General features: G+C 72.9%; 8 protein-coding genes. 5 read left to right on the forward strand and 3 right to left on the reverse strand.

The annotated features are described in order from the left end of the window. The gene (locus OG439_RS16255) at positions 1–1,029 is read left to right on the forward strand and encodes a zinc-binding metallopeptidase family protein (RefSeq protein WP_326950191.1); all 1,029 of its coding nucleotides are present in this window, start codon (positions 1–3) and stop codon (positions 1,027–1,029) included. Between the two features lie 93 nt (positions 1,030–1,122). Here OG439_RS16255 and OG439_RS16260 read toward each other — a convergent pair whose 3' ends face one another. Further along, positions 1,123–1,689 carry a TetR family transcriptional regulator gene (locus tag OG439_RS16260; RefSeq protein WP_326950192.1) on the reverse strand — a complete coding sequence of 189 codons (567 nt, stop codon included), beginning with the start codon at positions 1,687–1,689 and terminating at the stop codon, positions 1,123–1,125. A gap of 108 nt (positions 1,690–1,797) precedes the next feature. On the opposite strand from OG439_RS16260, the gene OG439_RS16265 reads away from it, so the two are divergent. Further along, positions 1,798–2,115: a muconolactone Delta-isomerase family protein gene (locus OG439_RS16265; RefSeq protein WP_326950193.1), complete on the forward strand. Its 318-nt coding sequence runs from the start codon at positions 1,798–1,800 to the stop codon at positions 2,113–2,115. A 255-nt stretch (positions 2,116–2,370) separates the two neighbouring features. On the opposite strand, the gene OG439_RS16270 is transcribed toward OG439_RS16265, so the two are convergent. Continuing rightward, positions 2,371–3,369 carry a carbohydrate kinase family protein gene (locus tag OG439_RS16270; protein WP_326950194.1) on the reverse strand — a complete coding sequence of 333 codons (999 nt, stop codon included), beginning with the start codon at positions 3,367–3,369 and terminating at the stop codon, positions 2,371–2,373. 2 nt (positions 3,370–3,371) lie between these two features. Beyond that, complete coding sequence (metK, locus tag OG439_RS16275) at positions 3,372–4,574, reverse strand: methionine adenosyltransferase (RefSeq protein WP_326950195.1); 1,203 nt, start codon at positions 4,572–4,574, stop codon at positions 3,372–3,374. Positions 4,575–5,168: 594 nt separating this feature from the next. Here metK and OG439_RS16280 point away from each other — a divergent pair. From OG439_RS16280 to OG439_RS16290, 3 genes are read left to right on the forward strand one after another with little or no spacing between them, the layout of a single operon-like run. Beyond that, positions 5,169–5,387, forward strand: coding sequence for an MbtH family protein (locus OG439_RS16280; RefSeq protein WP_326950196.1), 219 nt, complete (start codon positions 5,169–5,171; stop codon positions 5,385–5,387). Between the two features lie 15 nt (positions 5,388–5,402). Then, positions 5,403–10,487: a non-ribosomal peptide synthetase gene (locus OG439_RS16285; RefSeq protein WP_326950197.1), complete on the forward strand. Its 5,085-nt coding sequence runs from the start codon at positions 5,403–5,405 to the stop codon at positions 10,485–10,487. After that, a complete protein-coding gene (locus tag OG439_RS16290) occupies positions 10,484–14,911 on the forward strand; it encodes a MupA/Atu3671 family FMN-dependent luciferase-like monooxygenase (protein WP_326950198.1) in 4,428 nt (1,475 codons plus the stop codon). The genes OG439_RS16285 and OG439_RS16290 overlap by 4 nt, the downstream gene beginning before the upstream one ends. The last annotated feature ends 9 nt before the right edge of the window (positions 14,912–14,920 follow it).

Raw genomic sequence — 14,920 nt, forward strand, 5'->3', positions numbered from 1 at the left:
GTGCGCACGTTCACCTGCCCACACTGCGCGAACCTGCTGTTCTTCGAGAACTCGGCCTGCGTGGTGTGCGGCACCGACGTCGGCTACGACCGCGCGAGCGCGTCGATGCTCCGCACGACCGGACGCGATCGCTGCGCCAACACCGAACTCGCCGGCTGCAACTGGTTCGCCGCGGGCGGTCCCCTGTGCGGCTGCTGCGAGCTGACCCGGACCCGCCCCGCCGACGAGGACGTCGACGCCCTCGACGCCTTCCGCGCCGCCGAAGCCGCCAAGCGACGGCTGGTCTACCAGCTCGACGACCTCGGCCTGCCCGTGACACCGCGGAGTGTCGATCCCCGGCACGGCCTGGCGTTCGACCTGCTCTCCAGCACCGATCAACCGGTCACCACCGGGCACGCCGGCGGCGTGATCACCATCGATCTCGCCGAAGGCGACGACGGCTTCCGCGAAGGCCTGCGCGCGCGGCTGGCCGAGCCCTACCGCACCCTCCTGGGCCACTTCCGGCACGAAATCGGTCACTGGTACTGGGATCTGCTCATCGCCGACGCGCCCGCCGCGTTCCGGAACCTGTTCGGCGACGAGCGGGCCGACTACCAGCAGGCCCTGGCGAAGCACTACGGAAGTGCTCCCGGGACCGGCTGGGCGGAGGACCACGTCAGCCACTACGCGGCCGCACACCCGTGGGAGGACTGGGCCGAAACCTTCGCCCACCTCCTGCACATCCGCGACACCGTGCAGACCGCCGCGGCACTCGGCGTCCTCGTCGCCGGCACGCCGATCGCGCCCCACCCCGGCAGCCGGGTCGACGCCGTCCCCGAAGACCGGACCGACGACGTCGACGAGCTGATCGCGACCTGGATCCCGCTGTCGCGCGCGCTCAACCAGCTCAACCGCAGCATGGGCAAGGACGACCTCTACCCGTTCGCGCTCTCGCCGGCGGTGCAGGCGAAGCTCCGGTTCGCCGGCGCGATCGTCACCGCGAACCGGACGCCCGCGCGCGGTCAGGACCCGGCGGCCTCCGCGCGCTGAGCCCGCAGCGTGCGGAACGACCGGTAGGACACTGTCGGGCGAACCGGACAGGGTGCCGCCCGACCGGTTTACGGGCGCCGTGAGCACGGTGGCTTAGCGGGGCGCCGTCAGGGATCGCAGCTGGGTGAACGTCTGGCGAAGGGCGTCGCGGAGGTCCAGGTCTTCCGCGGCGTCGACCCAGCGCTGGAACGCGACCCGGTACACCGCCGCGCCGGTTTCGGCGGCCAGGCCGGCCTCGGTGTCGCCGACGCCCCGGCGGCGAAGCCCGTCGGCGAGCGCGGCCGACATGCTGGCGAGCTTGATCAGCTCCCGCTCCTGGAGTTCGGCGTTCGCCATGATCACCGCGTGCCGCTTCCGGACGAGCTCGCGGTCGTAACCGATGACGTCGGCCGTGGTTTCCAGCGCGGCCACGACGAGATCCAGCGGTGACGCCGTGGCGGGCGCCGCCTCCAGCGCGGCCAGCGCCTTCTCCTCCAGCTCGGCCGCGGCGTCGAAGAGGACTTCGCGCTTGTCGGCGAAGTAACGGAAGAAGGTGCGGGCCGTCACGCCGGCCCGTTCGGCGATGTCGGCCACCATGGTCTGCTCGAAGCCGCGTTCGAGGTACAGCGCCAGCGCGGCCTCACGCAGCCGGCCCCTGGCCCCCGGCTCCCATCGTCCCATGGCGCCCAGCGTAGTACCGCCGCGTCACTGGTTCGCGCATCGATGTCACCTGATGACATCACCGTGCTAGAGTCATGTCATCAGCTGACATCACTTTTGGAGGAGACCATGTCACCCACCTCGGCTCAGACGTTCATGGTGGTCGGCGTCCTGCGCGACGACACGGACCTCGCGGAATTCGCCGCACTCCGGAACGACGAAGAGAAACAGCTCGAACTGCTGCGCTCGGCCGGCCGGATCGGCGCCCACTACGTCTCTCCCGCCCGGCGGGCCACGTTCGTCGAGGTCATCGCCGACGACGAGAAGCAAGTCGCGGAAACGCTGGCAACCTTGCCGTTCGCCCGGTTCTTCGACGCCGACGTCTACCCGACCACGCCCCCGGACGCCGCGGAGATCGCCCACCGGGCGCGAGCCACCACCGCCTAACCACCTCGTCCCCCGCGGTCGCGCTCGGCTACACATCCCGATAGGACAGGTGTCGACGAAACCCCTTCACCGCAAGGCAAATCGTCGTACGCAGCCGTCGGCCGCGACCTCGGTACGCGGTGCCGGTGCGCGGGGTGAGCGCGCGCACCGGCTCAGCCGATGATCGACGGCAAGCTCAAGGACGACCCTCAACCTGGCGGTGACAGCCGCCCCTGGCCCCCTCGGATCAAGGCAGGTGTCACCGCCGGCGCCGAATCAGGGCCGGGAGCGCACCGCTCCGGCGAGAAGCCGCTGCTCGATGTCGGTGGCCGCGGCGGTGCCGTACATCGTGCGCAGCCGGGCGAGGAATTCCTCGGGGACGAACACGTACTCCTGTCCTCCCGCCGCTTCCAGGGCGAAACTGGCCAGCGCCGCACCGATCCGGGCTGCCTGTGCGAGCCCGGTCTGCCGGCTCAGCCCGGCCAGGAACCCGGCCCGGAAGGCGTCGCCGACGCCCGTCGGGTCGACGACGGTGTCGGCCGGTACGGCGGGGATCGTCCGGAGCGGCTCCGTTCCCGACTCGATCCGGGCGCCGTTTTCGCCGAGCGTGGTGATCCAGCGGCCGACCCGGCGGAGAACGTCGTCGCGGGTCCAGCCGGTGGCCGACAACAGCAGGTCGTGTTCGTACTCGTTGGTGAACAGCAGTTCGGCGCCGTCGACGAGGTCGCGGATCTGCGGACCGGTCAGGCGGGCCAGCTGCTGGGACGGGTCGGCCGCGAAGCGGTAGCCGCGCGTGCGGCAGTCGCGGGTGTGCCGGAGCATCGCGTCGGGGTCGTTGGGGGCGATCAGGACCAGGTCGAGGCCACCGTGGTGGGCGGCGACGCCGGCGAGATCGATGTCGCGGGCCTCGCTCATCGCCCCGGCGTAGAACGAGGCGATCTGGTTCTGGGACTCGTCGGTGGTGCAGAGGAACCGCGCCGTGTGCCGGGTCGCCGACACGTGCACGGAGGTGGTGTCGACGCCGTGGCTCTCCAGCCAGGCGCGGTAGTCGGCGAAGTCGGGACCGACCGCGCCCACCAGGATCGGGGTCAGGTCCAGCTGGGCGAGGCCGAAGGCGATGTTCGCGGCGACGCCGCCACGGTGGATGCGCAGATCGTCGACCAGGAACGACAGGGACACCCGGTCGAGCCGGTCCGGGACGAGCTGGTCGGTGAACCGGCCGGGGAACACCATCAGGTGGTCGGTGGCGATCGAGCCGGTCACGGCGATGCGCACGGTCACAGTCCCGTCGCCCGGCGCAGGTCCTCGACGCGGTCCGTGCGTTCCCAGGGCAGGTCGAGGTCCGGGCGGCCGAAGTGGCCGTAGGCGGCGGTCTGGGCGTACAGCGGCCGCAGCAGGTCCAGCTCACGGATGATCGCCGCGGGACGCAGGTCGAACACCTCCGCGATGGTCTGCTGGATCTTCGCCGGGTCGACCGTCTCGGTGCCGAACGTCTCGACGAACAGCCCCACCGGCGCGGCTTTGCCGATGGCGTAGGCGACCTGCACCTCCATCCTGGTGGCGAGGCCGGCGGCGACGGCGTTCTTGGCCACCCACCGCATGGCGTACGCCGCGGAGCGGTCGACCTTGGACGGGTCCTTCCCGGAGAACGCGCCGCCACCGTGGCGGGCGAAGCCGCCGTAGGTGTCGACGATGATCTTGCGGCCGGTCAGGCCGGCGTCCCCCATCGGGCCCCCGACGACGAACCGTCCCGTGGGGTTGACCAGCACCCGCAGGCCGGCGTCGTCGAGGCCGAGGTTCGCCGTCACCGGGCCGATGACGTGCTCGCGGACGTCCGCGGCCAGCATCCGGTCCGGATCGATGCCTTCGGCGTGCTGGGCGGAGACGACGACGGTGTCCAGCGTGAGCGGCCGGTCCCCCGCGTAGCCGATGGTGACCTGGGTCTTGCCGTCGGGGCGCAGGTAGGGCATGAGCCCGGACTTGCGGACGTCGGTCAGCCGGCGGGCGAGCCGGTGGGCCAGCGCGATCGGCAGCGGCATCAGCTCGGGGGTGTCCGAGCAGGCGTAGCCGAACATCAGGCCCTGGTCGCCGGCGCCCTGGCGGCCGATCTCGTCCTCGGCCGAGGACCCGGTCCCGGCCCGCGACTCGTACGCGGTGTCGACGCCCTGGGCGATGTCGGGCGACTGCGCGCCGATCGCGACGTTGACGCCGCAGGAGTTCCCGTCGAACCCCTTGGCCGAGGAGTCGTAGCCGATCTCGAGGATCACGTCGCGGACGAGGGCCGGGATGTCGGCGTAGGCCTCGGTGGTGACCTCGCCCACCACGTGCACCTGGCCGGTGGTGACGAGGGTTTCGACGGCCACGCGGGAGCGCGGGTCCTCGGTCAGGAGACTGTCGAGGACGGCATCGCTGATCGCGTCGCACATCTTGTCCGGGTGGCCTTCGGTGACCGACTCGGACGTGAACAGCCGTTGCGGCATGGCAGGTCTCCAGCGTGCTCGGGTGGGCAGGTCGTCGTGGAGCGCGGCCGGACTCGCTGCCGGCGGCTCGGAAGTACACAATGGACACACGCGGCACGAGCGCGGAAACGCGCACCGGCTCGCCGATTGATCCGGCACGCGAAAGGGGCCGGAGCCACACGGTAAACGCGAGAGGGATCGGCGGTCAATCGCGTCCGCGCCCACGCAGCTTTCGGCCGCATCGACGCCGCCATTTCGCCTAGACGCACCTGGGGAACGGTGATGCACATCACTGCCACCGAAGGAGAAATTGCGTCATTCGGACGACGACAGCCGGTCCGTGCCTGTTCGCCGCGGGTCACCGAGCCGGCCGTGCCGGGTGAAACGACGAGGAAGAATCGCGGGGTATCCGGATCTTCGCCGTCGAGAACTGACATCACATTGCGCGCGAGCGACGGCCTGAACCGGCGTACTGGCGCACCCCTGAGCACTAGAGTAACTGCCATACTCTATTTTCGGTAACCGATTCGGCTCATGCTGGCGGAGTGGAACGCGCTGGGGATGGCAGTTCTCCCGCAGCGGTCAAACCGTACCCCGCCGAATCGGAGGAACCCCTTGGACGGCGACATCCAGTCCTATGTGGTCGTGCTCAACGACGAGGAGCAGTACTCGATCTGGCCCGCCGGCCGCGACCTGCCGGCCGGCTGGCGCGGTGCCGGCGTCCACGGTTCCCAGGCGGACTGCCTGGCCCACATCGGCGAGGTCTGGACCGACATGCGGCCGCTGAGCCTGCGCCGGACCGTGGACCAAGCCGCTCCGGCCACCCACCAGTGAAGGACAGCGTGCGAGATGGTGCTTGATGAATTCCACGCCCAGGTGGTCGAAGCGCCGGACGCGGTCGCGGTGCAGGACGGCGACCGGCGGCTGACCTACCGGACCCTGGCCGCGCACGCGTCCGCTCTGGCGGCCCGGCTCACCGAACGAGGAGTGGGCCAGGACAGCGTCGTGGCCGTCTACGCCGACCGGTCGGCGGAACTGGTGGTCGCGGAGCTGGCCGTGCTGCTGGCGGGCGCGGCCTTCCTGCCGCTGGACCCGGCCCACCCGGCCGCGCGGATCCGCCAGGTACTGGCGCTCTCCCACGCCGCCGCGGTCCTCAGCACCGGGCCGTTGGTGGCCGGTGGCGCACCGCTCGGCGACGACGTCCTGGTGGTCGACCTGACCGGGGAACCGTCCGAAGCGGCCATCCCGGCACCACCCCGGCTGCCCGGCGCCGCACTGGCGTACGTGATCTACACGTCGGGCTCCACCGGCGAGCCGAAGGGCGTCGCGGTGACCCACGCGGGCCTGGCCAACCTGATGCGCTGGCACCACCGCACGTACCGGACGCGGCGGAGCGACCGGTCCACCCTGCTGGCCAGTCCCGGGTTCGACGTCTCGGTCCAGGACATCTGGTTCACCCTGACCGCCGGTGCCGCGCTGGTGATACCGCCCGCCGAGGTCCGCACGTCGCCGCCCGACCTCGCCGCCTGGCTGGCCGACGAACAGATCACGGTGACCTTCCTGCCCACCCCGCTGGCCGAGGCCATCCTCGACGAGACCTGGCCCGCGCACACCGCGCTCCGGTTCCTGCACACCGGCGGCTCGGCGATGCAGCGCGGGGTGCCGGCCGGACTGCCGTTCCCCGTCGTCAACCTCTACGGGCCCACCGAGGCCACGGTGAAGGTGACGGCCTGCGAGGTGCTTCCCGGCGGGCCCGTGCCGCCGCCGATCGGCGTGCCCGTCGACGGCGTGCGCTGCTACGTGCTCGACGGGCTCGACCCGGTACCCGACGGCGAGGCCGGCGAGATGTGCCTGGCCGGCGACTGCGTGGCGCGCGGCTACCTGGGCGACCCGGCGAGCACGGCAGCCGCGTTCGTGCCGGACATCACCGTTCCCGGGCAGCGGATGTACCGCACCGGTGACAAGGTCCGCCGCCGGCCGGACGGGGTGTTCGAGTACATCGGCCGCTACGACGACCAGGCCAAGATCCGCGGGTTCCGGATCGAACCCGGCGAGATCGCCACGGTGCTCAAGCAGCACCCGGGCGTCCGGGACGCCTTCGTGGCCGTCGAACGCTCCGGCCGCCCGGACGCGCGCCTGGTCGCCTACGTGGTCTCCCCCGTCGCGCCCGCCGAGCTGGTCGGGTTCGTCGCGGACCGGCTGCCCGCGTACATGGTGCCGGCCGCGATCGTCGCGCTGCCCTCGCTGCCCCTGACCCCCAACGGCAAGGTCGACCGGCAAGCGCTGCCGGCGCCCGACCGCGCCGCGGCCGGCCTGGCCGACGACGTCGTGGCGCCCCGCACCGCGACCGAGATCGCGGTGGCCGGGATCGTGGCCGGGTTGCTCGGCATCACCGAGATCGGTGTGGACGACGACTTCTTCGCACTGGGCGGGAACTCGCTGCTCGTCGGCAAGCTGGCGGTCCCGCTCGCGACCGAGCTGAACGCCGCGGTGAGCGTGGCGGAGCTGTTCGAGGCCCGGACCGTGGCCGGCCTCGCCGCCATCGTCGACGAGCGGGCGGCCGCGGCCGACGGGCAGGACCCCGTCTCCCCGCTGATCGCGCCGATCCCGCCGCCGCTGCGCCGCGTCCCCCGGGACCGGCCCATCCCGCTTTCCCTGCCGCAGGAACGGGTCTGGTTCTTCGAGCAGCTCTCCCCCGGCAACCTGGCCTACAACTTCCAGTCCACGGTGTCGATGCAGGGCAAGGTGAACGTCGACGCCCTGCGCGCCGCGCTGAACGAGATCGTGCGCAGGCACGAGATCCTGCGGACGGCGTTCGTCTCGATCGACGGCGTCGGCCACCAGCGTCCCGTGGCGGCGGCCGAGGCGCCGTTCAAGGTGCTCGACGTCCCGGCCGCGGAGGCCGACGACGTCGTCGCCGCGGAACTGCGCCGGCCGTTCGACCTCACCCGGCCACCGCCGGCGCGCTGGGTGCTGCTGCGTCACGAGAACGAGCAGAACACCTTCCTGCACGTGGAACACCACTTCGTCCACGACGGCTGGTCACTCTCGATGTTCCTGTCCGAGCTGCGTGTCCTCTACCCGGCCTTCGCCGCCGGAGAGCCCTCGCCGCTGCCCGAACTGGCCGTCCAGTACGCGGACTACGCGCACTGGCAACGGAACTGGATGCGCGGCGACGTGCTCCGCGCGCACGTCGACCATTGGACCGCCCGGCTGGCCGGTGCGCCGGATACGCTGGAGCTGCCCACCGACCACCCGCGGCCGCCGGTGATGAGCTTCCGCGGCCGGGCGCCGCGGATCCTGCTCCCGGCCGAGCTGTCCCGGTCGTTGCGCGCCTTCAGCCGGCAGCACCGGGTTTCGCTGTTCGCCACCATGTACGCCGGCTTCGCGGCGTTGCTGTACCACTACACGGGCCAGCGGGACATGCTCGTCGGGACCGGCGCCGCGAACCGGAACGTGCCCGAACTGGAGCCGTTGCTCGGCATGCTCGTCAACACCCTGGTCCTGCGCACGAAGGTGGCGCCCGACCAGCCGTTCGGCGACCTGCTCGAGCAGGTGCGCCGGGGGGTGGCCGAGACGCTGGCGTGGTCGGACACCCCGGTGGACGCGGTGATCGACGCGATCGACCCGGCCCGCGACCCGTCACGCACCCCGCTGTTCCAGGTCATGTTCAGCTTCCACGACTCCGCGGTGCCGGACATCGACTTCGGCGGGCTCACCGGCCGGGTCACCGAACGCTCGAACCGCACGGCCAAGTCCGACCTCAACGTGATCGTGATCCCCCGCGCCGAGCAGCGCCTCGGCCGGGCGCCCAGCCCCGAGGACGACGACATCTCGATCATCTGGGAGCACTCGTCGGACCTGTTCGACGAGTCCACCATGACGCGGATGATCTCGCACTACCTGACCCTGCTCGCCGACGCGGTGGCCAGGCCGGACACCCGGGTGGGCGCGCTGCGCCTGCTCGAGGAGGCGGAGGCCGGGCAGCTCGACGGCTGGGCCCACGGGCCGGTGCCGGCCGGCACCTTGCCGGTCACCGAACTGGTCGAGCGGCAGGTGCGGACGCGGCCGGGCGCGGCGGCGGTGAGCTGGCCGGAGGGGCAGCTCACCTACGGCGAACTGTGGCGGCGCGCCGGCACGCTGGCCGGCGAGCTCCGGGCGGCCGGCCTCGCCGCCGAGGAACCGGTGGCGGTGTGCGCCGACCGCTCGGTCGAGCTGGTGATCGGCGAGCTCGCGGTGCTCATGGCCGGCGGGTGCTACCTGCCCGTCGACCCGGGCTACCCGGCGGAGCGGATCACCTTCATGCTGCAGGACGCCGGCGTGCGGAAAGCCGTTGCCACGCCGGAAATGCACCGGCGGCTGCCGTCGTCCTCCGGCAGTTTCCGGGTCTTCGACCTGAGCGCTCGCACCGGCCAGGCCCCGGCCGGCAGCGCCCTGGCCGCCGACCCGGTGGCCCCGGACCGGCTGGCCTACCTCATCTACACGTCGGGATCGACCGGCCGGCCCAAGGGCGTGGCCCTCCCCCACCGGGGGCTGGCGAACCTGGTCGGCTGGCACAAGCGCGAGTACGACCTGGGTCCGGCGGACCGGACCGCGCTGTTCGCGAGCCCCGGGTTCGACGCGTCGACGTGGGAGATCTGGCCCACCCTCGCGGTGGGGGCCATGCTCTGCGTCGTCCCGCCGAAGCTGCGGGCGGCGCCGGCGGAACTGGTGCGCTGGCTCGCCGAAGAGCGGATCACCGTGGCGTTCCTGCCCACGCCGGTCGCCGCGGCCGTGCTCACCGAGCCGTGGCCCGCCGGCACCGCGCTGCGGGCCCTGCTGACCGGTGGCGACGCGTTGCCCGCCGCGCCTCCGGAAGGTCTGCCCTTCCGGCTGTACAACCACTATGGGCCGACCGAGAACACCGTGGTGGCCACGGCGGGCCTGGTCCCGCCGGGGCCGGCCGGACCGCGGCCGCCGATCGGGCGGCCCATCGCCGGCGTCGACGCCCACGTGCTGGACGCCGAGGGCCGGCCGGTGCCGACCGGGGTCCGGGGCGAGCTGCACCTCGGCGGCACGGCGGTGGCCCGCGGCTACGTGAACCGCCCGGAGCTGACCGCGGCGAGCTTCCCCGCCGATCCGTTCACCTCCCGGCCGGGCGCCCGCCTGTACCGCACCGGCGACCTGGTCCGCTGGCTGCCCGACGGGCAGCTGGAGTTCCTCGGCCGGGTCGACGAGCAGGTGAAGATCCGGGGGTTCCGGATCGAGCCCGAAGAGGTGGCGGCCACGCTCCGGGAGCACCCGGACGTGCGGGACGCCGCGGTCGTCGTCCGAGCGCTCACGGAGGGGGCCGACGCCTCGCTCGTGGCCTACGCCTGCCGCGACGGCCGGACCGAAACCGCGTCCGACGAAGACCTGCTGGCCTTCCTGCGGGACCGGCTGCCCGCGTACATGGTGCCGGCCGACGTCGTGGTGCTCCCCGCCTTGCCGCTCACCGAACACGGCAAGGTGGACCACGGGGCACTGGCCGAGCTCGCGCCGCGCACCCCGGCCGTCCCCGAGGCGGAGCAGGTCCCGCGGACGCCGACGGAAGAACGCGTCGCGCAGCTCGCGTCGGCGTTGCTCCGCGACCGGCCGGTGGGCCGCGAGGACGACTTCTTCCGCGTCGGCGGCCACTCCATGCTGGCGGCCCGGCTGGTGACCCAGGTCAACGACGCGTTCGGGGTCGAGGTGCCGATCGCGCGGTTCCTCCAGCGCCCCACCGTGGCGAGCCTGGCGGACGCCGTCGCGGTGGCGACGGCCGGACCGGCGCCGGGTTCCGGCCCGATCCGGCCGGTCACCCGCCGCTCGGCCACGCGGCTGCTGTCCGAGCTCGACCGGCTCACCGACGGGGAGGTCGCGTCGCTCCTGCTCGACGCGGAAGGAACGGCCGAGGGGACCGGGGTGCAGCAGTGAGCACGACCATCGAACCGGAGACCGGGGACCGGCGGGCCCGGCTCGCCGCCCTGCTCCAGCAACGGTCCGAAGAGGACAGCCGGACGCCGCTCTCCTACGCGCAACGGCGGTTGTGGTTCCTCGACCAGCTGCAGCCGGGAAGTGCGGTGTACAACGTCCCGCTCGGTTACGACATCACCGGTCCGGTGCACGTCGCAGCGCTCGAACAGGCGCTGACCGAAGTCGTGCGGCGGCACGAGATCCTGCGCACCGCCTTCCGGTCGGCCGGCGGGACACCACACCAGGTGGTCCTGCCGCCCGGCCCGGTGTCCGTCCCCGTCGTCGACCTGACCGCGCCCGGCCGGTCGACCGGCGAGGTGACGCGGCTCGCGGACGAGGAGGCCGGCACCCCGTTCGACCTGGTGGCCGGCCGGGTCCTCCGGGCTCGCCTGCTGCGCCTGGCCGACGAGCGGCACCGGCTGCTGATCACCGTGCACCACCTCGCCTGCGACGCCCCGTCGGTCGGCGTGCTGGGCCGGGAGATCGAAGCGCGGTACCGGGCCGCGCTGGCCGGCGAGGACCGGCCGGCGGCCGACCTGCCCGCGCAGTACGCCGATTTCGCCGAATGGCAGCAGAGCACGCTGGCCGGGTCCGAGCTCGACCGGCTGCTGGGGTACTGGACCGACCGGCTCGCCGGCATGCCCACGCGGCACCTGCCCACCGACCACCCCCGCCCGCCGGTGCAGACCTTCCGTGGCTCCGCGCTCTCGTTCGAGCTGCCGGCCGACGCGGTCCGGCGGCTGGAGGAGCTGGGCCAGGCGGAAGGGGCCACGCTCTTCAGCGTCCTGCTCGCGGCCTTCGCGGTGCTGCTGCGGGCCCAGTCCGGCGAGGACGAGGTCGTGGTCGGCACCCCGGTCTCCGGGCGGGAACGGCCCGAACTGGCCGGGCTGATCGGGTTCTTCACCAACACCCTGGTGCTCCGCTGCGACGTCGCGTCGCGCCCGACGTTCCGGGAGCTGGTCCAGCGGCTGTGGACCGAGGTCAAGGGCGCGCTGGCCCATCAGGACCTGCCGTTCGAGCGGCTCGTCGAGGAGCTGCACCCCGACCGCGACCTCGCCCAGAACCCGTTGTTCCAGGTGCTGTTCAGCTACCGGTACGAAGAGGAGGGTGCGGGACTGCGCCTGGACGGCTGCGAGGTGAGCCCGGTGCTGGGCGACACCGGCACGGCGCGGTTCGACCTCACGCTGAGCCTCGCACGCACTCCCGCCGGCCTGACCGGCCGGCTGGAGTACAACACGGACCTGTTCGAGGCCGCGACGGCCGAGCGGATCGCCGAGCGGTACGTCAGCGTCGTGACCGCCGCCGCGCAGGCCCCGGACCGGCCCGTCGACGAGCTGGCCGTGCTGCCGCCGGCCGAGCTGGCCACCCTGGCCGGCTGGCAGGCCGGGACCCGGACCGGGATCGACGACGTCCTCGTGCACCAGGTGCTGGCGGAGCAGGCGGCCGCAACGCCCGACGACGTCGCCGTGGTCGCCGCCGACGCCACCCTGACCCATCGCGAGCTCGACCGGCTCGCCGAGCGGGTCGCCGCGGACCTGCGCCGGCTCGGCGTGGCACCGGACGAGCCGGTCGGCGTCCACCTCGGCCGGACCTCCACGCTGATCGTCACCCTGCTGGGGATCCTCAAGGCGGGCGCGGCGTACCTGCCGCTGGATCCCGGCTACCCGCGTGATCGGCTGGCGTTCATGATCGGCGACGCCGGCGTGCGGCTGGTCGTGGCGGACCCGGGGACGGCCGCCTCCGCCCGGCGGCTCGGCGCCGAGCAGGTGCTGGTGCCCGACCTGGCCGGGGCACCGGACATCGAGCCGGCCGCTGCGCCGCCGGTGACCACCCCCGACAACCTGGCGTACGTGATCTACACGTCCGGCTCCACCGGGCGGCCCAAGGGTGTCATGGTCACCCACCGCAACGTGGTCAACCTCTTCGCCGGGATGAACGAGGTCTTCGGGGCCGACGAACCCGGCACCTGGCTCGCGGTGACGAGCGTTTCCTTCGACATCTCCGTCGTCGAGCTGCTGTGGGCGTTGACGCGCGGCCACCGCGTCGTGCTGCGCGGCGAGCCACCCCTCCCCTCGGCCGCGGCCGAGGCGGAATCGGCCACGGCCGCCACGGCCCGCGCGCGCCACATCGACTTCAGCCTGTTCTACTTCGGCAGCGACTCGGAGGCCAACGCCGGTGATCGCTACCGCCTGCTCCTGGAGGGCGCGAAGTTCGCCGACCGCAACGGCTTCACGGCGGTCTGGACCCCCGAACGCCACTTCCACCAGTTCGGCGGGCTGTACCCGAACCCCTCGGTGATGGCCGCGGCCGTCGCCGCGATCACCGAGCGGGTGCAGGTCCGCGCGGGCAGCGTGGTGCTGCCGTTGCACGACCCGGTGCGGGTGGCCGAGGAATGGTCCGTCGTGGACAACCTTTCGGCCGGCCGGGTGGGGGTTTCGCTCGCTTCGGGCTGGCACGCCAACGACTTCGCGCTCGCCCCGGACCGGTTCGAGAAGCGCAAGCAGCTGATGATCGACGGGCTCACGGAGGTCCGGCAGCTGTGGAGTGGCGGGAAGGTGCCGCGGCGCAACGGCGCCGGCGCCGAGATCGAGGTCGGCGTGTTCCCCCGGCCCGTCCAGCCGGAGCTGCCGGTGTGGCTGACCAGCGCCCGTCATCCGGAGACCTTCCGGATGGCCGGCGAGGCCGGCACCGGGGTGCTCACCCACCTCCTCGGGCACAGCCTGGAGGAGCTGAGCGAAAAGATCGCGCTGTACCGCGAAAGCTGGCGCGAGCACGGGCACGGCCCTGGGGACGGCCACGTGGCGGTCATGGTCCACACCTTCGTCGGCCAGGACCTCGACGAGGTGCGGGAGCTGGTCCGGGAGCCGATGAGCCGGTACCTGGAGACCTCCTTCGACCTGATCGCCTCGCTCGGCGCCACCACCGGGAGCGCCGAGGAGTTCAAGGCGTTGCCCCCCGAGGACCTGCGGGAGCTGGTCGACCGGGCGTTCGACCGGTTCTTCGCCACCGCCAGCCTGCTCGGCACCCCGCAGGTCTGCGCCGACACGGTGGACCGGATGAAGGCCGCCGGCGTCGACGAGGTCGCCTGCCTGATCGACTTCGGCGTCGACGAGCAGGCGACGCTCGACGCCCTGGCGCACCTGACGACGGTCCGGGAGATCACCGGCGAACGCCGGGAAGCCGCGCTCGCCGAACCCGAAGCGCCGATCGCCGACCAGCTGCGCGAGCACGCGGTGACGCACCTGCAGTGCACACCGTCCTTGGCCCGCGCCCTGCTGGCGGACAAGGACGCCCGAGCCGAGCTGCCCCGGCTCAGCCGGCTGCTGGTCGGCGGCGAGGCGCTTCCGACCGACTTGGCCGGCGAGCTCGCCGGCGCCGTCGGCGGCACGGTGCACAACATGTACGGACCGACCGAGGCCGCGGTCTGGGCGACGACGTCCCGGATCCGGCCCGGTGCCGGCCCGGTGCGCATCGGGCGGCCGCTGGCGAACGTCCAAGCCTACGTGGTCGACCGCGAGACGCGGCCGTGCCCGGCGGGCGTCCCCGGAGAGCTGCTGCTCGGCGGCAGCGGTGTGGTCCGGGGGTACCTCGGCCGCACGGCGGTGACGGCCGAACGCTTCCAGCCCGATCCGTTCGCCACCGAGCCGGGCGCCCGGGTCTACCGGACGGGCGACCTGGCCCGCTGGGCTCCGGGCGGCGAGCTCGAGTTCCTCGGCCGGGTCGACGACCAGGTGAAGCTGCACGGTCACCGGATCGAGCTCGGCGAGATCGAGACCGCGCTCGCCGGGCACGCCGGAGTCGCTTCGGCGGTCGCGGTCATCCGGGGCATCGGCGCGGAGCAACGGATCGTCGGCTACTACGTCCCGGCCACCGGCCGGCCGACCACCGCGGCCGAGTTGCGGGCCTTCCTCGCCACGCGGTTGCCCGGCTACATGGTGCCCAGCGCGTTCCACCCGATCGACGCGGTGCCGCTGACCCCGAACGGCAAGGTCGATCGCCGGGCGCTGCCCGAGCTGTCGGCCGCGCGGCCCGACGGACCCACGGCGTACGCGCCGCCCGCGAACGCGACCGAGCGGCTGGTCGCCGACGTGTGGCGGGAAGTGCTCGGCGTCGACCGGGTGGGCGTGGACGACAGCTTCTTCGAACTCGGCGGCAACTCGCTGCTCGTGGTGGTGGCCCGGGCCCGGTTGCTCGAACGCCGGGAAAGCGAGCTCTCACTCGTGGACATGTTCCGGTACCCGTCCGCGCGGGCGCTGGCCGAGGCCATCGACCGCAAGCCCGCCGGCGGGGCCGACGAGGCGGTCGGCGCCGGGACCGCCCGGGCCGCCGCGCGCCGCGCCGCCGGCCAGACCGCCAAGCGGCGCAACGGAAAGGCGGGAACGTGAGCGTGCCTG

Origin of the sequence: Amycolatopsis sp. NBC_01307, from assembly GCF_035975215.1 — a bacterium.
Taxonomy (GTDB): Bacteria; Actinomycetota; Actinomycetes; order Mycobacteriales; family Pseudonocardiaceae; genus Amycolatopsis.

Bases quoted from the DNA above. Each gene is read 5' to 3' on its own strand.
- OG439_RS16265 (WP_326950193.1), top strand. From the start codon at position 1,798: ATGTCACCCACCTCGGCTCAGACGTTCATGGTGGTCGGCGTCCTGCGC.
- metK (WP_326950195.1), bottom strand. From the start codon at position 4,574: ATGCCGCAACGGCTGTTCACGTCCGAGTCGGTCACCGAAGGCCACCCG.
- OG439_RS16260 (WP_326950192.1), bottom strand. From the start codon at position 1,689: ATGGGACGATGGGAGCCGGGGGCCAGGGGCCGGCTGCGTGAGGCCGCG.
- OG439_RS16285 (WP_326950197.1), top strand. From the start codon at position 5,403: ATGGTGCTTGATGAATTCCACGCCCAGGTGGTCGAAGCGCCGGACGCG.